Annotated in this window: 16 protein-coding genes; 6 read left to right on the top strand and 10 right to left on the bottom strand. The window is 74.8% G+C overall.

The genetic code is table 11. The annotated features are described in order from the left end of the window. The first annotated feature begins 198 nt into the window (after positions 1-198). Positions 199-1,128: a CPBP family intramembrane glutamic endopeptidase gene (locus R2737_04860; protein MEZ5115582.1), complete on the top strand. Its 930-nt coding sequence runs from the start codon at positions 199-201 to the stop codon at positions 1,126-1,128. A 126-nt stretch (positions 1,129-1,254) separates the two neighbouring features. On the opposite strand, the gene R2737_04855 is transcribed toward R2737_04860, so the two are convergent. Then, complete coding sequence (locus R2737_04855) at positions 1,255-1,500, bottom strand: hypothetical protein (protein ID MEZ5115581.1); 246 nt, start codon at positions 1,498-1,500, stop codon at positions 1,255-1,257. Positions 1,501-1,543: 43 nt separating this feature from the next. Beyond that, positions 1,544-1,852, bottom strand: coding sequence for a hypothetical protein (locus R2737_04850; protein ID MEZ5115580.1), 309 nt, complete (start codon positions 1,850-1,852; stop codon positions 1,544-1,546). Here R2737_04850 and dacB point away from each other — a divergent pair. Beyond that, positions 1,818-3,338: a D-alanyl-D-alanine carboxypeptidase/D-alanyl-D-alanine-endopeptidase gene (gene dacB, locus R2737_04845; protein ID MEZ5115579.1), complete on the top strand. Its 1,521-nt coding sequence runs from the start codon at positions 1,818-1,820 to the stop codon at positions 3,336-3,338. The genes R2737_04850 and dacB overlap by 35 nt on opposite strands. A gap of 25 nt (positions 3,339-3,363) precedes the next feature. On the opposite strand, the gene R2737_04840 is transcribed toward dacB, so the two are convergent. Beyond that, positions 3,364-3,924, bottom strand: coding sequence for an RDD family protein (locus tag R2737_04840; GenBank protein ID MEZ5115578.1), 561 nt, complete (start codon positions 3,922-3,924; stop codon positions 3,364-3,366). Continuing rightward, positions 3,921-4,988 carry a hypothetical protein gene (locus tag R2737_04835; GenBank protein MEZ5115577.1) on the bottom strand — a complete coding sequence of 356 codons (1,068 nt, stop codon included), beginning with the start codon at positions 4,986-4,988 and terminating at the stop codon, positions 3,921-3,923. Before R2737_04835 ends, R2737_04840 begins: the two co-directional genes overlap by 4 nt. A 70-nt stretch (positions 4,989-5,058) precedes the next feature. Between R2737_04835 and R2737_04830 the strand changes: the two genes are divergently transcribed. Continuing rightward, positions 5,059-6,297: a lipase family protein gene (locus R2737_04830; GenBank protein MEZ5115576.1), complete on the top strand. Its 1,239-nt coding sequence runs from the start codon at positions 5,059-5,061 to the stop codon at positions 6,295-6,297. A 15-nt stretch (positions 6,298-6,312) separates the two neighbouring features. On the opposite strand, the gene R2737_04825 is transcribed toward R2737_04830, so the two are convergent. From R2737_04825 to R2737_04815, 3 genes are read right to left on the bottom strand one after another with little or no spacing between them, the layout of a single operon-like run. Beyond that, positions 6,313-7,194 carry a patatin-like phospholipase family protein gene (locus tag R2737_04825; GenBank protein ID MEZ5115575.1) on the bottom strand — a complete coding sequence of 294 codons (882 nt, stop codon included), beginning with the start codon at positions 7,192-7,194 and terminating at the stop codon, positions 6,313-6,315. Positions 7,195-7,225: 31 nt separating this feature from the next. Then, positions 7,226-8,848 carry a hypothetical protein gene (locus R2737_04820; protein MEZ5115574.1) on the bottom strand — a complete coding sequence of 541 codons (1,623 nt, stop codon included), beginning with the start codon at positions 8,846-8,848 and terminating at the stop codon, positions 7,226-7,228. After that, entirely contained in the window at positions 8,845-9,435 is a 591-nt protein-coding gene (locus R2737_04815; protein ID MEZ5115573.1) for an IS607 family transposase, read from the bottom strand. The genes R2737_04820 and R2737_04815 overlap by 4 nt, the downstream gene beginning before the upstream one ends. A gap of 210 nt (positions 9,436-9,645) precedes the next feature. Here R2737_04815 and R2737_04810 point away from each other — a divergent pair, with 210 nt between their 5' ends. Genes R2737_04810 through R2737_04800 form a run of 3 tightly spaced genes read left to right on the top strand, consistent with a single transcriptional unit; the run spans position 9,646 to position 14,499 of the window. Beyond that, positions 9,646-10,638: a MoxR family ATPase gene (locus R2737_04810; protein ID MEZ5115572.1), complete on the top strand. Its 993-nt coding sequence runs from the start codon at positions 9,646-9,648 to the stop codon at positions 10,636-10,638. A 13-nt stretch (positions 10,639-10,651) separates the two neighbouring features. Then, complete coding sequence (locus R2737_04805; GenBank protein ID MEZ5115571.1) at positions 10,652-11,998, top strand: DUF58 domain-containing protein; 1,347 nt, start codon at positions 10,652-10,654, stop codon at positions 11,996-11,998. After that, positions 11,995-14,499: a DUF3488 and transglutaminase-like domain-containing protein gene (locus tag R2737_04800; GenBank protein MEZ5115570.1), complete on the top strand. Its 2,505-nt coding sequence runs from the start codon at positions 11,995-11,997 to the stop codon at positions 14,497-14,499. Before R2737_04805 ends, R2737_04800 begins: the two co-directional genes overlap by 4 nt. A gap of 27 nt (positions 14,500-14,526) precedes the next feature. On the opposite strand, the gene R2737_04795 is transcribed toward R2737_04800, so the two are convergent. From R2737_04795 to dnaE, 3 genes are all read right to left on the bottom strand, one after another. Then, positions 14,527-14,961, bottom strand: coding sequence for a DUF3040 domain-containing protein (locus R2737_04795; GenBank protein ID MEZ5115569.1), 435 nt, complete (start codon positions 14,959-14,961; stop codon positions 14,527-14,529). Positions 14,962-15,069: 108 nt separating this feature from the next. Beyond that, positions 15,070-16,329 (bottom strand): DNA polymerase IV, encoded by a 1,260-nt coding sequence (locus R2737_04790; GenBank protein MEZ5115568.1) that lies wholly within the window; start codon positions 16,327-16,329, stop codon positions 15,070-15,072. A 31-nt stretch (positions 16,330-16,360) separates the two neighbouring features. After that, positions 16,361-20,506, bottom strand: coding sequence for a DNA polymerase III subunit alpha (gene dnaE, locus R2737_04785; protein MEZ5115567.1), 4,146 nt, complete (start codon positions 20,504-20,506; stop codon positions 16,361-16,363). Positions 20,507-20,663 lie beyond the last annotated feature (157 nt).

Raw genomic sequence — 20,663 nt, 5'->3', positions numbered from 1 at the left:
GCGCGCTCGTCAACGGCTCGCGGCTGGAGTGCGATCTGTAACGGTTACAGCCTCGGTGGCGGCGTTCGGGTGGGCTGAGCACGAGGTTGCGCGCCCTAGCCTTGCTCCGCGTTCCTGGCTGCCGAGCGGAGCGCGTTGGGACAGGGACGTCAGGACACGTCACGAGCCCGACTTGGACACGCGTGGGGAGCCTCCGACATGAACATCCGTACGTCGCCGCTGGTGCAGATGGCCGACGAGGCCAAGCGGCCCACGAGCTGGTGGCTGGCGTGGATCGTCGGGGCCGTGATGATCGTCGGCGGTTCCATTGCGGGTGACGCCGTCGGGTCGCTGCTGCTGGGCAACCCCGGCCACGCGGACACCTTGTTCCAGTTCAAGGAGTTCTTCATCTTCGGCGTGACGCTGCTGCTGCTGTTCTTGTGGCTGCGGTTCAAGGAGGGCCGGCCGTTCTCCTCGGTCGGCTTCCGCGGCTCCAATCCCGTCGGCAAGCTGGCCCTCGGCTTCCTCGTGGGCGCGGTGATGATGACGGTCGGCGTGCTGGTGCCGTGGGCGCTCGGCGCCTACAAGTCGGGCGCGTCCGAGCACACCAACGTCGGCTCGTCGGCGCTCGTCGCGGTGATCCCGCTGCTGCTGGTGTTCCTCTGGCAGGCCTCCACGGAGGAGGCGGTCACCCGCGGCTACATGCTGCAGATGGCCGGCCGGCAGATCCCCGGCTGGGCGGCGATCCTGGGGACCTCGGTGTTCTTCTCCGTCATCCACATGGACTTCCGCCCGATCGTGCTGCTCAACATCGCGCTGTACGCGGTGTTCGCGTCGTTCATCGCCCTCGGGCAGGGCAACCTGTGGCTCATCGCTGGCATCCACGCCGGCTGGAACTACTTCCAGGGCAACATCTACGGGCTTCCCGTCAGCGGCAACACCGAGGCCAGCAGCCTGTTCGCCATCGGACCGGCCAGCGGCTCCAGCGACCTGATGACCGGTGGCGACTTCGGCGTCGAGGCCAGCATCGTCGGCACCGTCATCCTGCTCATCGCCTGCGCCATCGGCTACACCTACCTTCGCCGCGCCAACCGCACTCGCACCATCACGCTCGACGCCGCAACGTCATCGGCCAACCTCGCCGCGTGACCGCCGACGCCGGCGCCGTCCAGGTGTCGGTCGAGATGCGGCAGCGTCGCCACATGGGCTCACAACCACGGTCGCTGCACCGCATCTCGTACGCGCGCCGGACGTCGTGGGCTATCTGGGGCGCGGTCAGGCTGCGGTCGGGAACTCGGCGGGGCGACGGGGTACGGGTCGCGTGACGGGCATCGGGTCGGTGGCCAGGTAGCGGTGCACGGTTGTCTCGCTGACGCGCAGCAGTTCGTGTCGCGGCGCGAACCCGTCGGCGAGTCGGATTGCGCGCTGGGCTGCGACGACGGCGGCCATGTGGGGCGCTAGGGCGTGGGTGTCGCGCGCGAGCGTGAGACACGCGCCGTCGGCGCTGTCGTCGCCGACCACAGCCGGACGGGGGGGTCGGCGACGACGAGGTGGATGGCCATGGTCAGAGCCGGATCTTGCGGCCGGCCATGAGGGTCAGGGCCTGCTCGAGCTGCTGCTTGGTCGGCGGGTTGTCGGGGGTGCTGCCCAGGCTCATCAGCCACCGCAGCAGGTGGGACCAGGGCCGCAGGACGCCGTGGCGGTAGGCGGTGTCGGCCGCGACGAGGAGCCGCTCGGGGGTCGCCGCCAGGATGGGGTGCATCTGCGCCCGGACAGGGATGAGTTCCTCGTCGGTCAGCGGCGCGAAGTGGATGCGCAGGGTGACGCGGTTGGCGAGCATGGGCTCGCGGGCGATCTTCTTCTCCATTCCCACGCCCGAGAGGATCAGCCCCCACCTGTCGACGGACGCCGTGGCGGTGATGAACTCGACGCCGTACGAGCGCGGCCAGTGGGCGGTGTCGGTCGCCGACGCGCAGACCGGCGAGCAGCTGGTCGGCTACAACACCGACGTGCTGCTGGAGCCGGCCTCGGTCACCAAGACCTACAGCTCCGCCGGCGTCTGGACGCAGTTCGGCCCGGACTGGCGCACCGTCACACCGGTCGTGCGGACCGGTCGGGTCGTCGACGGTGACCTTCGCGGGGACCTGGTGCTGGTGGCCAAGGGCGACATCACGATGGGCGGCCAGACCGGCTCGGACGGTCGGGTGGTCTTCGCGAACTGGGACCACAACGACGCCAACTCGATCCCGGGGATGCAGCTGGCGGACAACCGGCCGCTCGCCGGGCTGCGCGACCTGGCCCGGCAGGTGCGCGCGGCCGGGATCCGCTCGGTGACCGGGCAGGTCGTGATCGACGACCGCCTGTTCCGCACCGAGGCCCTCGGCATCGACGGACCGGTGTCGCCGATCGTCATCAACAACAACCTGATCGACGTCCTGACGACGCCGACCACCGTCGGTCGCACGGCGAAGGTCGTGATCCGACCCGTCGTCGCGCCGTGGACCGTGGACAACCGGACCCGGACCGTGAAGGCGGGCGGTGCGACGCAGGTCGACGTCGCCGCAACCCCCGCTGGGGTCCTGCGGGTCACCGGGACGGTCGCCGCCGACGCGGACCCGGTACTCCGGGTCTACCACCTGCGCGAGCCCGCGCGGTTCGCGCGCTCCGCACTGATCCAGGAGCTCGAGCGGGCCGGCGTGCGGGTCCGCGCCGCCACCGTCGGACCCAACCCGGCCGCTTCGCTCCCGTCCTCCGCGGCGGTGCGGAAGCTGCCCGTCGTCGCCCGGCTGCGCAGCCTCCCGCTGAGCGAGCAGGCCCGCTACGTGCTGAAGGTCAGCTATAACCGCGGCGCGCAGACGTTCGTGTGCCTCCTTGCGGTCGCGGCGGGCAGCCGGGACTGCGACGCCGGCTTCCCGGTGCTGGCGATGCGGCTCGCGGATCTGGGAGTGGACCCCGCGCAGGCCACCCTCGTCGACGGCTCCGGACTCCCGGGCAACTACGTCACCGCGCGGTCGGCGACCGAGTTGATGGTGGCGTTCGCCGCCCGTCCCGACTGGGCGGTGTGGCGCGACGCGCTCCCGGTGATGGGCAGGGACGGGTCGCTGGTCAACGTCCAGGCGGACAGCCCGGCCGCGGGGCACGTCTTCGCCAAGACCGGGACCCTCGGTGCGGCCGACCTGCTGAACTCCCGACTGCGGCTGGAGACGAAGGCGCTGTCCGGCTACGTGCAGGCGAAGTCCGGGCGCTGGCTGGCGGTCGCGATCATCGTCAACCAGTCCGTGTTCGACGACATCCAGGGCGTTTTCGCGGCGAACGAGGACCTCGGGAAGATCGCGTCCTCGATCTGGGCGGACTACTGAGCCGGGCGTACCGGGGCAGGTCCGCCTACCAGTCGTAGATGACGTTCGTGCGCAGGACGACGTCCTGCACCGAGCGGTTCTCCCGGCTGACCGCGACCCAGAGGATGCCCACCATCACGAACGTGCAGAACAGTGCGCGCAGGAAGGCGCCGGGCCAGGCGACCTTGTTGCCGCGGAAGTTCACCACCCGCAGGCCCATGACGTGGTCGCCGTACGTGCGCCCGGTCGTGGCCCACGACCCGGTGAAGTAGACGACGAACACGAACGCACCGAACACCATCCACAACCCGAAGTGCGGCATGTGGAACGAGTAGGCAGTGGGGTTCACGACGAACTGCAGCGCCTGCCACCCCGCGAAACCGCCGAACAGGACGACGATCACCACGCCGAAGTCGATCGAGTTCGCCACCAGCCGGCTGACGATGCCCGCTCGCAGCCCCTGGTAGGGCCGGGCCGCCCGAGGGACGGCGGCCCGCGCCGACTCCGCGTGCAGGTCGACGTCGGCCGTCGCCTCGCCGGCGGCGAGCGCCTCCTCGGCCGCCCGCGCAGCCGCCTGCTTCTGCTGCCACTCGCGGAAGGTGGTCACGAGTCACCCTCCTCCGGACCGCGCTGCAGCGACTCCGGGTCCCCCGGGGCGTCGGTCCGGCGCCCCTTCCGCCGGAGCAACAGCCGGTCGACCACGGACGACGCCTTGCGGTCGGCGTCGATGGTCTGCATCCGGACCCCTCGGACCGCCTCGGACGCAACGGATCCGGTCGACTGCTGGATGATCGCGGGGAGGTCGATCTCGTCGATGATGTAGTCGGCCAGCCCGATCAGGTCCAACCGGTCGATGATCGCGTCCAGGTCGATCGTCGCGGCGAGCGCGTCGATGTCCACGCGCGACTGCACCAGCTGCGTCAGATCCATCCCGTCCAGAACGGCGGTCACGACCCGCTCCAGGTCCACCCGGGTCAGCACCAGGTCGGTCAGGTCCAGCCGGTCGAGGACGGCCACGACGACACGCTGCAGGTCGACCCGGCCGAGCACCACCTCGGTCAGGTCCAGCCGGTCCAGCGCCCCGTCGACGACCGCCCTCAGGTCCACCCGGGTGAGCACGACCTCGGTCAGGTCCAGGTCGTCGAGGGCGGTCACGACCACCGTCTCCAGGTCGACGTGGCGCGCTACCAGGCCGCCGACGTCGACCCGGTCCAGGACCCAGGCGACCGCCGGGTCCCCCGCGCGCCGCAGCGCCACCTCGAGATCCGCGGCCTGGGACCGGCGCAGCTCCTGGCCCCGCACCCGCCAGGAGTCCAGCGCCCGCTGGGGCCACCACGACGACGGCAGCGGGGCGGGACGGGCCAGCCACGACGTGACCGGGCCGGTGACCCGGCCGGCGACCGACGCTGCCACGCCGGCGACGACCACCGCAGCGTCGGCGGCCGACGCTGCCGCCCCCAGGGCGACGTCGACCGGCGCCGGCACCCGGCCGCTGCCCCCGGTCGCCCGGTCCAGGCCCTGGACCAGCAGGCCGACCGCGCCGATGCCGGCGCGTGCCCCCCGCACCGCGAGACCGTCCGCGGGCGGCGGTGCGAGGACCAGCACGGTCGCCCGCACCTCGCGGGCGGGCAGGCCCTCCGCGCCGCCGGGAGTCTCGCCGGTCTCGTCCACGCGCACATCATGTCGCCGCGGGAGGAGCTTCGACAGGACTCCGCGTGACTGCGCTCCCTAGCCTCGGACCGTGAGGGCGCTGAGGACGCTGTTCCTGGTCGTGGCCGGGGTGCTGGTCGCGGGCCTGCTGGCGGTCGCCGCGGGCGCGACGGCGAGCGTGGTGTCGACCACCCGGGCGCAGGACGCGCTGCAGCCCTTCTACACCCCGCCGAACCCACTTCCGGGGCCGCCGGGCACGCTGATCCGCTCCGAGCCGCTGGACGTGGACGTGCCCGGCGGCACCGCCCACCGGATCCTCTACGTGTCCGAGCGCCTGGACGGGACTCCTGCGGCCTCGGGCGGGATCGTCTACCTGCCGACGGCACCGGCGCCCGCAGGTGGGCGCCCGGTGGTCGCGTGGGCGCACGGGACCCTCGGCATGGCCGACCAGTGCGCCCCGTCCCGCTCGTCGAACCCGTTGCAGGACACGGACAACTGGCTGGACCAGATGATGGCGCTCGGGTGGGTCGTGACCGCCACGGACTACGTCGGCCTGGGTACGCCCGGACCCGAGGCGTACCTGGTGGCTGGCGCGGAGGTCCGCGACGTCGTCAACGCGGTGCGCGCCGCCCGGGAGTTCCCCGACGCGGAGGCTGGCAGCCGCTACGTCGTGTTCGGCCACTCCCAGGGCGGTCACACGTCGCTGTGGTCGGGCCACCTGGCGGAGGAGCTGGCGCCGGAGCTGGACCTGCTGGGGGTGGCAGCGGCCGCCCCGGCGGCCAACCTGGTCCCGATCATGAGCGCGCAGTGGGCGACGGCCGTGGGCTGGGCGATCGGACCCGAGGTCGCGATCTCCTGGCCGCCGGTCTACCCGGACGTGGCCCTCGATGGCGTCGTCAGCGGGAACGGGATCGACAGCTACCAGCGGCTGGCCGACGAGTGCATCGACGCCGCCGGCCTGGAGGGCCTGGCCCGCACCAAGGTCGGCCAGACGTTCTTCGACGTCGACCCGACCACCGTGGCCGGCTGGCGCGATGCCGCCACCGCGCAGACGGTCCCGCCGCTGCCGGCGTCGATGCCGGTCATGGTGGCCCAGGGCACCGCCGACGAGGTCGTCCTTCCCGGCCCGAACGCGCTGCTGCAGCAGCAGTGGTGCGACAGCGGCTCGGCGCTCACCATGCTCTGGATGGGCGGGATCGGGCACCTGGCGGCGGCCACCACGTCGGGGCCCGCCGTGGTCCCGTGGATCGCGGACCGGTTCGCGGACCGCCCGGCAGGCAGGACCTGCGACACTCCCCCGCCGGTCGCCCCCTCACCTCCCGGGGCGTGATCTCCGCCGCGCCGGTCAGGTGACGGTGCCGGGCGGGGTCCCGTACACCCGGCCGCCGTCGACCCGCAGGGTGCGCAGGAACTCCGACGACAGTGCGTACGCGGCCTGCGCCAGCTCGGCGGTCCGCTCGAACGAGTACGGCGGCGAGCCGATCGGCCACGGCCCGGGCAGGTAGAGCACCGGGACCCCGGCGTCCGCGGCCCGGCGCAGGTCGTAGCGCACCTGGTGCGCGGTCATCACCGCGGCCGTCTGCAGCAGCACCCCGAGGAACGTGTCGGTGCGCCGCGGCTGGCTGACGACGAAGCCGCAGTCCAGCACCACCACCGACCGGGCGCCCCGGTCCAGGGCGACCGACACCGGCACGTTGGCCAGGACGCCGCCGTCGACCAGCCGCCGGCCGTCGCGCTCGACCCAGGGGAAGACGCCGGGGATGGCGGCGCTCGCCAGCAGCGCGGTGGCCAGGTCACCCCGGTCCACGGGGACGACGGTCCCGGTGTCGAGGTCCGCCGTGACCGCGACGAGGGGCACGTCGAGGTCCGCGAACGTACGGGCCTGCAGGGAGCCGACCAGCAGCGACGTCAGCGGCCCGGGGTCGACCAGGTAGGGGCGCCCCCGCACGGTGGCGTACGCGTCGCGCACCTTGGTGGGGAACACCGTGTCGCGGTTCAGCCCGCTCCACAGGTAGGGCAGCCGGTGCCCCGCGGAGTGCGGCTCCTCGGCCAGGACGGCGCCGTTCAGCGACCCGACGGACGTGCCCACCACCAGGTCCGGGCGCAGGTCGGTCTCCGCGAGGGCCTGCAGCATGCCGACCTGGACCGCCCCGTACGACGCCCCGCCGCCGAGGACGTACGCCAGCGGTCGGGGCAGGGCGGCGGCGAGCGCGATCGGGTCGGCCATGGGCCCACTCTGCCGCAGCGGGGAACCGTGCCTAAGTAGTGAGCGGGAGTGATTCCTGCCCGGTTGCTCCCCGAACGGTGTTGGGAGCGCCGCGGCAGGGTTCGTCACCGGGACCCGGGCGCCTGGGGTGCGCGCGGGGTGCCGGTGTCCTGCCGCGGGTGCGTGCCCGGGTGGCCTTCTCCGACTGTCCCGCAGGCTGGCCCGGCACGGTCCTCTGTCCGTGCCGGGGGCGCGCGGGCTTGCGCCGGATCGGGTGCGCCTGGGCGCGCCTGCCGATTGCGACGGCGGCCGCATGGTGGCCGGTCGCGTCGGAAGAATGGGTGGTGAGGGCCTGCAGCCAGTGCTGCTTGCCCCAGCGGCTGGTGTACGCGGGGTCGACGGCGACGATCCACAGTCCCGCGGTGGCGGCCATCGCGGCCAGCCGGTCGCGGAACTGGGCGGTGGGGATGCCGGCGACGGTGCGGCGGAACCGTTTGCCTCGCCGTCCGCGGCCCATGGTTTCCCGGCCGGTGGTGCGAGCATCGGCGAAGTTGAGGTTCTCAACGCTCAGCGACGCGCAGCCATGAGCTTCGGCGTGCCGCAACAGCGTGCTCACGGCGTGGCGCAGGTGCGCGTCACGGGTCGAGCGGGGCAGCCCGGCCAGGTCCAGCGGGACCGTGACCGGGTCGCCGAGGGGGTTGCCGGACGGGTCGACGGCCCAGGCGGCGAGGTGGTCGCCGTTGAGGTCCACGGCCAGGGTCCGCCGGGCGCGCAGGGCCTGCAACGGCGGGACCGGGATGTCGGGGTAGGACCAGGACGCGTCGAGGTACCAACGGTTCTTGCCCGGGTCGTGGGTGATGTCGTACCGGACCGCCTGGTGGGCGGTGATCCGGTCGGTCCACTCCCCGCCGCGGTGCACGTCGAGGTTGACCGGGGCCGTGACGGTCAGGTGGGTGCCGAGCGTCGGGGCCAGCGCGGCGGGGACCTTCAGGGTGAGGGTCCCGTCGGGGGTGACCCGGATGGTCTCGTTGCCGTGCCTCTTGCCTGTCTCCCCGTCGGCGGTGAGGAACGACCGTTCGGCGGTCCACGCGGCGCGCCACTGCTGCTCGGTCATCCGGGCCCGGTCGAGGTGGTGCCGGTTGCGCCACAGGCGTTTCCCGCCGACCACGATCACCGGCCGGCCGTCGGCCAGGCGCTGCCGGGCCCGGTCCAGGCGGGCCTGCAGGACGGTCAGCCGGCGGGACTTGGCGAACCGTTCTGCCTGGTCGCGGTACCCGCTCACCCGTGCCCTGCCGGACAGGCTGTTGCTCGCTCCTGGAGTGACCGCCAGTCGGGCGCGGATGGTCGCGGTGGCGGACGTCAGCGTGGCGACCTCGTCGCGCAGGGCCCGCATCGCCAACCGGTACTGGTCCTCGGTGGTGCGGGTGATCGCACCCGCCCAGCGTGACGACGTGTCGACGGTCAGGGTCTTCTTCCGACGCGCCCGCTCGGGGTCCTTCACCGCGCCGAGCATCACCCGCTCAACCAGGTCGGCCCGGTAGCGGGACCCGAGGAACTGCCCGATCTGGTCCAGGCGGGCGGCCTCGTCGTCGGTGACGGGGATGCGGGTGCGGGTCCGCACGCCCTTGGGGGGTGCGACCACGAACGGGTCCGCCAGCTGGCGCGGCCGGGTCACCGCGACCGGGTCCCGACGTCGGCGGCCGCGCAGCGCAGCGCCTTCTCCGCCCGGTTGCGCGCGGACCTGCGGCCGTACAGGCGGGAGCAGAACGAGGTCAGCACCTCGGTCATGTCGCGGACCAGGTCGTCGTCGACCTCGCCGTCGTCGACCACGACCAGACGCCGTGAGTGGGCGGCGAGCGCGGCCTCGACGAGCTCGGTGTTCATCCGGCCGAACCGGTCGCGGTGCTCAACCACGACCACGTCCACGTCGGGGTCAGCGAGCATCCGCCGCAACTTCGCGCGGCGGCCGTTCATCCCGGACCCGACCTCGGCCTCCACCCGGGTCACGGACATGCCCGCGTCCGCGGCCCAGCGGGTCAGGCGCGCGACCTGCCGGTCCAAGTCGGGCTTCTGGTCGTGGGAGGACACCCGCGCGTACAGGCCGACCCGTTCACGCGATGGCTGCACGGGGGCGTCGGGGTTGACCAGGACGGTGCGCTGGTTCACCCGCACCGCTGGCACGGGCAGCGTCCCCTCCCGGAACCAGCGGTACGCCGTCTGCGGGTGAATCCCCTGCGACAGCGCCCATTCCTTCAAGTTCACGCACCCAGCCTACCGCGCACTAGAACGCGCGTACGATAACTGACACGCACTCCTACATGAACAGTTGTCGGACGCCCCGGCGCCGCGGCTCGTCCCCTCCAGGGAGTGCCCGGTTCCGGCCGCGTACGGGGTCCTGGGTGCGCGGGGACGCCTGCCGGGTGAGAATCCTGGGGACGGCCGGGCGCCCGCCCCGACGAGGAGGCAGTCGACGTGACCACCTACCCGGTGACCGGCGTGCGCTCCGACGACCCGGCCACCATGCACGAGCTGGTCCACACGGCCGCGCGGATCCGGGAGTCCGTCGAGACGGTCATCGAGGGCAAGTCCGATGTCGTCCGGCTGGCGCTGACCGTGCTCCTGGCCCAGGGCCACCTGCTCATCGAGGACGTCCCGGGCGTCGGGAAGACGATGCTGGCCAAGACGCTGGCCCGTTCGTTGGACTGCTCCGTCCGGCGGATCCAGTTCACGCCCGACCTGCTCCCGGGCGACGTCACCGGGGTGAGCGTCTTCAACCAGGAGACCCGCGACTTCGAGTTCAAGCCGGGCGCGGTGTTCGCGAACATCCTGCTCGGCGACGAGATCAACCGCGCCTCGCCGAAGACGCAGGCGGCGCTGCTGGAGTGCATGGAGGAGCGCCAGGTCACCGTCGACGGCACGACCTACCTGCTGGCCCGCCCCTTCATGGTGGTCGCCACCCAGAACCCGATCGAGATGGAGGGGACCTACCCGCTGCCGGAGGCGCAGCGGGACCGGTTCATGGCCCGCATCTCGATGGGCTACCCCGATCCGCAGGCCGAGCTGGACATGCTGGACGCGCACGGGGGCCGCGACCCGCTGGAGGACGTGCAGCCGGTGGCCGACGCGGCGCTGGTCGCCCGGCTGGTCGACGTCGTGCGTGACATCCATGTCTCCCCTGCGGTGAGCCGCTACGTCGTGGACCTGGCCAACGCCACGCGGCAGACGCCCGAGCTGCGGCTGGGTGCCTCCCCTCGCGCCACGTTGCACCTGGTCCGCGCCGCCAAGGCCGCCGCCGCGCTCGACGGCCGCGACCACGTGCTGCCCGACGACGTGCAGGCGCTGGCCGTCCCGGTGCTCGCGCACCGGCTGCTGCTCACCGCCGAGGCCCAGATCGCCCACCGCACCCCCGAGGCGGTCGTGTCCGACCTGCTGCGCCGGGTGCCCCTCCCGACCGCCACCGGCTGACCTGCGACGCGCCGTGCGCCAGACCATCCGGGGGCTCACCGGTCGCGGCCGCGGCCTGGTGGCCGTGGGGGTCGGGCTGCTGCTCGGGGCGATCGTGTTCGGCCAGCGTGACCTGCTGCAGGTCGCCGTGCTGATCCTGGCGCTGCCGGTGCTGTCCGTGCTGGTGGTCGCGCGCGGCCGCTACCGGCTGGCCTGCGCGCGCTCGGTGACCCCGCACCGGATCCCCGTCGGCGGCACCGCCGAGGTGACCGTGGTCCTGGAGAACGTGTCGCGGCTGCCCTCCGGTCTCCTGCTGGTCGAGGACGCACTGCCGTGGGAGCTCGGACCCATGCCCCGGTTCGTGCTGGACCGGGTCGAGCCGACCGGGACCCGCGAGGTCGACTACGCGGTGGCCAGCCTGGTCCGCGGCCGCTACACCGTCGGGCCGGTGTCGGTGCGGATGGTCGACCCGTTCGGGCTGGTCGCGATGACCCGTGCCTTCACCGCGCGCGACACCCTGCTGGTCACGCCGGTCGTCCACCCGCTGCCCGCCGCGCCGCTGGGCGGCGACTGGTCCGGACAGGGCGACAGCCGGCCGCGCTCGATCGCCAGCAGCGGCGAGGACGACGTGGTGCCGCGCGACTACCGCACCGGGGACGACCTGCGCCGGGTGCACTGGCGGGCGACCGCCCGGTACGGGGACCTCATGGTCCGCCGCGAGGAGCAGCCGTGGCGCAGCCGGGCGACCGTGCTGGTGGACACCCGCGCGTCGGCGCATCGGGGCACCGGGCCGGAGTCGTCGTTCGAGTGGGCGCTGTCCGCGGCCGCGAGCGTGTGCGTCCACCTGGCCCGGCGCGGCTGGAGCCTGCGGCTCGTCGACGGCGACGGGGTTCCCCTGGTGGCCGACAGCGCGGAGGCCGGCGCCGACACCGAGGGGCAGGTGCTCGACGCCCTGGCGGTGGCGGGGCCGTCCGAGTCGACCCGGCTGGGTGCCGCGGACCCGCAGGCCCGGCGGCAGACCGCCGACGGCGTCGTGGTGGCGGTGCTGGGGGCGCTGGACACGGCGACGGCGGAGTCCCTGGCCCGGGTCAAGCCGGGGGGCGGCACCGCGATCGCGCTGGTCCAGGACGTCGGCGCCTGGCGACCGCACCCCGGACCGTCCCGGGACGCCGACCACGCCGGCAGCGTCGCGGCCGCGGCCCTGCTGCGGCAGGCGGGCTGGCGGGTGGTGCTGGCCGGGCCCGGCGACCCGCTGGGCACGCTGTGGCCACAGGCGGTGCGCGGGGTCGGCGCGATCGGGACCACCACGGTCGGCTCGGCCGGCCGGGCGGTCCCGACCCCGACCGCAGCCCCGACCCCCGGGCCGGGGGGTGCGCCGTGACCGCCACCCTCCCGCCGGTCGCGCCCGCCGCGCCGCGCCGGACGACCTCCACGGCGGACTGGGAGCCCAGCGGCCCGTTGGTCGGGGGGCGGCCGCGGGCCACGGCGGCGGCCTTCGCGTCGTTCCTGGCCGCTCTGACGCTGACCCCGGTGTTCCAGGAGGCCGGCTGGATACCGCCGACCGCCCTCGTCATCGCGCTGGTCGGCGTCGTCGGCTGGCTGGCCCGGCTGGCCCGGCTGCCCGGCGTCCTGCACCCGCTGCTGCAGGCCGCGGCCCTGCTCGCGACCATGACCCGGATGTTCGCCCCCGAGCACGCCTGGGGCGGCTTCCTGCCGGGGCCGGTGGCGCTGGCCGACCTGCGCGCCGTGGTGCAGGCCGGGCTCGCGGACGCCGAGAAGTACACCTCCCCGGCGCCGGAGTCGATCGGCCTCACCGCCCTGGTCGTCGGCGGCCTGGGGCTGGCGGCGCTGGCAGTGGACACCGTCAGCGTCGGCCTGCGCCAGCCGGCGATCGCGGGCATCCCGCTGCTGGCGGTCTACGCCGTGCCGGTGGCCGTGCTGCGCGGTGGCGCACCCTGGTGGCTGATCGTGCTCCCCGCCGCCGGCTGGCTGCTCATGCTCGTCGTCGACGAGAAGGAGCAGCTGGGCGGCTGGGGCCGGGTCCTGACCTCGCCGCGGGAGGTGGTCCGCCGCGCCGGCGCCGGTCCACGGGCGCACCCGACCCGGCCGCGGCCGCCGCGGCTGTCCGGGCTGTCCGGCCAGGCCCGCTGGATGGCGGTGGCGGCGCTGGCGGCGGCCCTGCTCATCCCGGCCGTCATCCCCGGCCTGACCGAGCCGATCTGGGGCACCGGGCGCGGCGGCGGGGACGGTGCCGGCGGGGTGGCTCCGGAGGAGGGAGCGGTCACCCTCGACCCGTTCGTGTCGTTGCGCCGCGGCATCGTCGAGCAGAACGACCGCGAGCTGATCCGCTACGTGACGGCCGACCCCAACCCCTCCTACCTGCGCCTGGCGACGCTGGAGACCTTCGACGGGACCACCTGGCGGGCCGCCGACTTCCCCGGACGGGTGCCGCTGTCCGAGGTCCTGCCGCCGCCGGCCGCCGGGGTGTCGGAGTCCCAGACCATCCGCTACGACATCGCGGTCGGCGACCTCGACAACAGCGAGCTGCCGCTGCCGTTCCCGGCTCGCCAGGTGTACGCCGAGGGAGACAACGAGCGGCTGCTGCAGGGCGACTGGTCCTGGCAGCCCACCCTGCGCACCGCCTCCGCCGACGACGACTCCAGCCTGGACCTCACGTACGCGGTGGACGTCTACGACCAGCAGCCCGACCCCAACGTCCTGCGCGCGGCGTCGTCGTACGTCGCGCCCGAGCTGGTCCCGCTGCTCGAGGTGCCGGAGGACCTGCCGTCCAGCCTGACGCTGCGAGCCGAGCAGGTGACCCGGGACGCCACGACCCGCTACGACCAGGCGCTGGCACTGCAGCGCTGGTTCACCAACGACGGCGGCTTCACCTACAGCACGTCGGTGGAGTCGGGCAACGACGCGGCCTACCTGGACCAGTTCCTCACCGAGCGGGTGGGCTACTGCGAGCAGTTCGCGGCCACGATGGCGCTGATGGCCCGCACGCTCGGCATCCCGTCCCGGGTGGTCGTCGGCTTCACCAGCGGCGAGCAGAACGCCGAGGGCGCGTGGAGCGTCACGGTCCGGGACGCGCACGCCTGGCCGGAGCTGTGGTTCGCCGACGTCGGCTGGGTGCGGTTCGAGCCCACCCCGCGCACCGAGGCCGGCGCGGGCGTCGTCGCTCCCCCGTACGTCGCCGGCGACGTGGACGTGGACACCGGCGACGGATCAGCCCAGGAGCCGGTCGCCGACCCGGCCGAGCGCCGCGGCCTGCGCGAGGTCGAGGCCTCCGAGGTGGCCCGCATCCTGGCCGAGCTCGAGCGCAGCCAGTCGGCCTCCGACGCCGACGCATGGCGGCGATCCACCCTGCTCGGCCTCGGCGTCGTGGTCGTCGTCGTCCTACTCGTCCCGGTCACGGTCCGGTTCGTGCGCCGCCGTCGCCGGCTGGCCGGCGACGACCCGGTGGCGCTGGCGGAGGGGGCGTGGGCGGAGGTCCGCGACAGCACCCGGGACGTGGGCCGGACCTGGTCCGACGCGGCGACACCCCGCCGGATGGGCGCCTGGCTGTACCGGGACGCCCGGTTGGACCAGGAGCCGGCGGACGCGCTGCGCCGGATCGTGCTGCGGCTGGAGAAGGCCCGCTACGGCCGGGCCGCGGACCCCGCGGACGGGACCGGCCACGACGTGCGGCTGGTCCGGCGCGCCCTGCTGCACCGGGCCGCGTGGCGGACCCGGCTGCGCGCGACGCTGCTGCCGCCGTCGGTGCTGCGGCGCCGCCGCCGCGACAGCGGGGCGCTGGTCACGTCCGCGCAGGACGGCGCGCGCGGGGACCAGGGAGTGGAACGGGGGGCGGAGCTGGTGGGGGCGGGGACGCGGGAGTAGCGCCGCCGCCTGGGTGTCGTGCGACGCCTACTGCATGCCCTCGTCGCGGCGACGGCGCCAGCGGTCCTCGAGCCGGTCCATGAACCCACCGGACTTGGCCGCCTTGGCCTGGGCCCGGGTCGGCTTCCCGCCGGCGCCGGGGGTGGCGGACCCCGCCTCCTGGCCCTCGGCCACCTGCTCACCCTCGGCCGCACCGCCGCTGCGGAACGCGGAGTACGACACGAACGCGCCGACCAGCATGACCAAGAACCCGACGACGCCCAGCGGCGGCAGCGAGGTGATGACGCCGGCCATGAGCAGGCCGATGCCGGCGAGGAGTGCGACGACGCCGAGTGCGGCGCGGCCACGGTGGGCGGTCCGCGGTCCCCCGCTGCGCAGGGTGGTCGCGAACTTCGGGTCCTCGGCGTAGAGGGCCCGTTCCATCTGCTCGAGCAGGCGCTGCTCGTGCTCGGAGAGCGGCACGGCGGTCCCTCCTCCCGGCTCGTTGACTAACGCCAGGATAGGCAGCCGGAGCCCGGCTGGAAACCCGAGTCCGGTCATTGGTGTCCGCGGGATGGTCCCACACGGTCGTCAGGGCTGACGGCCGGACCCGGCCGGGGGTTCCCGACGGGCCGGATCGACCAGCCGGGCGGGGCGCACGCTGCCCGGTCCGAACCGGTCGGCGAGCCGGTCCGCGGCCACCTCCGCGTCCCGCCAGCCGTGCTCGCGGGCCCCCAGCACCAGCTGCTGCGGGGCGCTGTCCGCGTCCACCAGCCCCTCGACCCGGACCCCGACCAGGCGCAGCCGGGCTCGTTGCAGCCCGAGCGCGTCGTACAGGTCCCGGGCGGTGGTGTAGAGCTCCCGGCCGACGTCCGACGGGGCGCCCAGCGTCCGGGACCGGGTGATGGTGGTGAAGTCGGCGAACCGGACCTTCAGTTGCACGGTGCGGCCCAGGTAGCCCTGCGCGCGCAGCCGGCTGGCCACCTTCTCGGCCAGCCGGAGCAGCTCGCGCCGGATCACCTCCGGGTCGTCGACGTCGCGGGAGAACGTCTCCTCCGCCCCGATGCTCTTGTCCGGCTCGTACGGCTCGACCCGGCGCGGATCACGGCCCCAGGCCAGGTCGGACAGGTGGGTGCCGACCGCGTGGCCCAGGGCGCGCTGCAGGGTGGCGGTGGGGGTGTGCGCGAGGTCGCCGACGGTGCGCAGGCCCAGGCGGAGCAGCTGCTCCTCGGTGCGCTCCCCCACGCCCCACAGCGCCGCGACCGGGAGCGGGTGCAGGAACGCCACGACCGCGTCCCGGGGGACGACGAGCAGGCCGTCGGGCTTGGCGCGGGTGGAGGCCAGCTTGGCGACGAACTTGGTGGGCGCGACGCCGACCGAGCAGGTGATGCCCTGCTCGTCGTGGACGCGGGCCCGGATCAGCTCGCCGATCTCGCGCGGCGAGCCCAGCCGGCGGCGCGCCCCGGCGACGTCGAGGAACGCCTCGTCCAGGCTGAGCGGCTCGACCAGCGGGGTGACGGAACGGAACACCTCCATCACCCCGGCGCTGACGCGGGCGTAGCGGCGGTGGTCGGGGTCGAGGAACACCGCCTGCGGCGCGACCCGGCGGGCCCGCCCGATCGGCATCGCGGAGTGCACGCCGAGCGCTCGCGCCTCGTAGGTGGCCGACAGCACCACGCCGCGCGACCCGGACCCGCCGACGACGACCGGTCGGCCGCGCAGCTCCGGGCGCGTGAGCAGCTCGACGGACGCGTAGAAGGCGTCCATGTCCACGTGCAGGACGGTGCAGCCCTCGTCGTCGTCGCCGATCTCGACCGGGCCCTGCGGGCGGCGGATCTGGCTGCGGCTCACGGGGGCATCCTCCCCGCCGGGCCCGACGCGATCACCACCCGCTGCTCCCCGGGCTGGCGTGCCACAGCTTGGCCGGTGGCTCCCGGTCGCGGTCGCGCTCCCGGTCGCGGTCGCGCTCCTCGCGCGCCGGGGGGACCTTGGTGACCGGGTCGCCCGCGGGCGCAATGTCGGCGTAGGGCGACTGGCGGAACCCGCTGGCGTGCACCAGCACCCGACGCCGCTGACCCATCCCGCCGGCGGTGGACGCCTCCGGTCGGCCGGCCAGGACCGGGGCCGCCAGCACCGGCCGGGTCGCCCGGCTGCCGGCCTGCCCGGCCACCGCCTCGTCGGTGGGGTGGTCGGGGTCGACCATCGGGTCGGCCGCGAGCATCGCCCGCACCGCGTCCACCCCGCCCTCGGTCCAGGCCAGGTGCACCGTGCCGAGCTCCCAGCACCCGGTGCCGCGGACGGAGACCCCGCGCGGTCCGGTCCGCCGCACGTGGCCGCGGACGAGCAGCAGCCACGAGTGGAACAGGGTGGCCGCGTAGGGACCCTGCGCGTCCTCGAAGAACGTCGCGTCGACCGGGCCGGTGGCGTCGTCGAGGGTGAGGAACACGACCCGGCGGCCACTGCGCACCGGCGGGGTCTGGGTGGCCACCTTCACCCCGGCGAGCAGCACCTCCTGCTCGGACCGGCAGCCCAGCAGGTCGCGGGAGCGGACCACGCCCAGCGCGGCCATCATCGGCTCGTAGAAGTCGACGACGTGCCGGCTCACGTCGAGGCCGAGCACCTCCAGCTCCGCCCGGACCCGCTCCCCCGAGGTCATCTCCGGCAGCCCGCTGGCGGTCACCTCCCCCGGGGCGTCGCCGAGGTCGAGGGCGAGCTGCACCGGCAGGTCGTCGGGCCCGGCCGCGGGGGCGGGGGCGCGGGACTGGGCGCGCGCCGCCCCGACGCTGTCCCGAGAGGCGCTGTCCTGGGACTCCCGCAGCTCCTGCTGGGCCCGGCGACGCGCGCTCCCGGGCGGTCGGGTGCCGCGGGCCAGGGCGCGGGAGTGCCGGTCCAGGTCGGCGACCTGGAGCAGCAGGTCGCGGCGGGTGACCCGGCCGCGGCGGCGGACCGGCGCGGCCGCCCCGATGCCGTACAGGGAGTCGAACCCGCCGGCGACCACCAGCCGCTCGGCCACCGGCCGGCTGACGCCGGCGCGGTACCAGAAGTCGGCCAGCGAGGCGTACGGACGCCCCGCGACGATCCGCGCGACCTCCGCGTCGGAGATGCCCTTGACCTCCGCGACCGACAGCCGGATGCCGTAGCCGCGGGCGTCCGGCAGGCCGGGCACGTCGGGGGCCCGCCGCGGGGTCTCGCCGAGGATCTGCGGGGGCGGCTCGTCGTACGGGGAGACCCGCTCGACCCGGTAGACCGCATCGGAGGCGTTGACGTCCAGGCCGAGCACGGCGATGCCGAGGTTGCGCGCGTCGTCGAGGATGAGCCGCTTGGGATACATGCCCGGGTCGTGGGTGAGCACTCCGGCCAGGAACGCGGCCGGGTGGTGCGCCTTCAGCCAGGCGGACTGGTAGGTGGGCAGCGCGAACGCGGCCGCGTGCGCCTTGCAGAACCCGAACGACGCGAACGCCCGCAGCACGTCCCACACCCGCTCCACGGTCGGCAGGTCGTAGCCGCGGCGCAGCGCCGCCGGGTAGAACCAGGCGCGCACGTCGTCCTGGCCCTCCGGCGAGCCCAGGCTGCGCCGGGTCTCGTCGGCCTCGGCGAGGGTGCAGCCGGTCATGATCGCGACGACGCGGACGACCTGCTCGTGGAACACGACGACGCCGCAGGTCTCCGCCAGCGCCGGGCGCAGGTCCTCGTGCAGGTAGGCGGGGGCGTTCCAGCCCTGCCGGGCGCGCAGGAACGGCGTGACCATGTCCGACTTCACCGGGCCGGGGCGGAACAGCGAGATGTCGGTGATGAGGTCGTCGAACGTCTCCGGCGCGAACTTGCCGACCAGCTCGCGCTGCCCGGGCGACTCGATCTGGAAGCAGCCCAGGGTGTGGGTGGAGCGGACCAGCGCGTAGGTGGCGTCGTCGTCGAGCGGGACGGCGTCGATGTCGACCCGGCCGTCGGGGCCGGCGCCGTGCGCGGCCGCGCCGTCGACCCGGGCGATCTCGTCGAGGGCGTGCGCCATCGCCGACTGCATCCGGATGCCGAGGACGTCGAGCTTGAGGAACCCCATCTCCTCCACGTCGTCCTTGTCGAACTGGCTCATCGGGAAGCCCAGCCAGGAGGCCTCGACCGGGGTGCGGTCGAGCAGGGTCGCGTCGGACAGCAGCACCCCGCACGGGTGCAGGGCGACGTGCCGGGGCAGGCCGTCCAGGCCCTCGACCAGGGACAGGAAGCCGTCCAGCCGGCCCTGCGCGGCCAGCCGGCCCAGGCCGGAGGAGCGCAGCTCGGGCAGCTCGGCCAGTGCGGCCCGGGCGTCGCGGGCGCGGATGTGCGGGAACGCCTTGGCGAAGGCGTCGATCTCCCCCGGCGGCATGCCGAGGGCGGCGCCGACGTCGCGGACCGCGTGCCGGACCCGGTAGGTGTCCATCATCGACACGCACGCGCAGCGCTCCCCGCCGAAACGGTCCAGGATCCGCTGGTAGACCTCGGTCCGCCGGGAGGACTCCACGTCGACGTCGATGTCCGGCAGCGCCCGGCGCAGCGGCGACAGGAACCGCTCCATGATCAGGCCGTGCCGCAGCGGGTCGACCCCGGAGATGCCGAGCAGATGGTTGACCAGGCTGCCGGCCCCGGAGCCGCGGGCGGCGACCCGCACCCCCATGTCCCGGATCAGGTCGACGACCTCGGCGACGGTGAGGAAGTAGGCGGCGAAGCCGAGGGTGGCGATGGTGGCGAGCTCCTCCTCCAGCCGCTGCCGCGCCTCCCGGGCCTCGGCGCCGCGGCCGGTGTGGCCGCGGCGGGCCAGGCCGTCCTCGCACCGCCGGCGCAGCACCGCGTCGGCGGCCACCGCCTCCGCGGCCAGGTCGCGGGGCGCGCCGCCCCGGGCCCGACGGGCGGCGTCCGCGGCGTCCCGGCCCTCGAGCAGCACGTCGAGCTCGGGGACGTGGATCCCGCCGAGGCCGAGGTCGTCGTGCGGGTCGAGCGCGCAGGAGTCGGCCAGCGTCCGGGTGCCGCGCAGCAGCGCGTCGGCGACCCGCTCCTCGCGGCCGACGCCGGACAGCCGGGCCACCTCGCGGGCGACCCGGGCCATCGCGGGGCCGGCCTTGAGGTAGCCCTCGCCGTTGGCCCGGTCCAGGTGCCGGGAGTCCAGCGGGACCAGGCGGCGGATCGCGTCGAGGACGTCGACGACCGGGGCCGCCTCCGGCCCGGCGTGCCGGACCGCGTTGGTGAGCACCGGGGTCACCCCGCGCTCGTGCGCCCAGCCCAGCATCCGGGCCGCCGCGGCGCTGGAGGCGGGCAGCCCGCGCACCGGGCCGCCGGACAGCACCCCGGGCACCGCGTCGCGGTCGGGGGCGAGGTGGGACACCACCTCGATCCGCAGCGCGTCCGGGCCGAACGCCTCCCGCCACGGCGCCAGCGCGGCGTCGGCGAGGTCGGGGCGGCGTGCGTGCAGGGCCCGGCCGACCTCGGACTCCGGCCCGAGCAGGGCCACCAGGCCGTCAGCGTGCTCGAGCACCCGGGCCACCGTGGCACCCGGGCTGCCGCGCTCGCCGTCGAGGTGCGCCGCGGACACCAGGCGGCACAGCGACGCCCAGCCGCGGGCGCCGCGGGCGAGCAGCACCACCCGCGGGTGCCGCGGGTCCACCCAGGCCCCGCCACGGGCCGGGGTACGACGCGCCGCCGCCGGCACCGCGCCGTCGCCCCCGGACCCCGACGGTGCTCCGGCGGGCCGGGTCCCGCCAGTGGGCAGCGCCCCGGTGGGCAGCGCTCCGGTGGGCAGCGCTCCGGTGGGCAGCAGCGTGAGGTCGACGCCGAGCACGGGCCGGATCCCGGCGTCGCGACAGGCCAGCACGAACCGGACCGCACCGTAGACGCCGTCGCGGTCGGTGAGCGCGAGGGTGTCCTGGCCCAGCGCGGCGGCCCGAGCGACCAGCGCCGGGGGCGCGGAGGCCCCGTAGCGCAGGGAGTACCCGGACGCCACGTGCAGGTGCACGAACGGGTCCGCCCGGGCGGCCGGGGTCGGGCGGGCGGTCGAGGTCATGGGCTGTCCCGGGGAGGGGTCGGGCGGGTGCGGCTCCCCGCGACGGGGGCGCGCGGGGAGCCGCACCCGGGTCAGGGATGCGCGGAAGTCAGCGATGCGCGGAAGTCAGGGATGCGCGGGAGTCAGCGAGGCCGGGAGTCAGCGACGCCAGGAAGCA

The sequence above is a fragment of the Candidatus Nanopelagicales bacterium genome, assembly GCA_041393815.1.
In the GTDB taxonomy this organism is placed as follows: domain Bacteria; phylum Actinomycetota; class Actinomycetes; order S36-B12; family JAWKJK01; genus JAWKJK01.
Note: the sequence above shows the minus strand (reverse complement) of the source record. Positions and strands in the feature narration are given on the sequence as shown.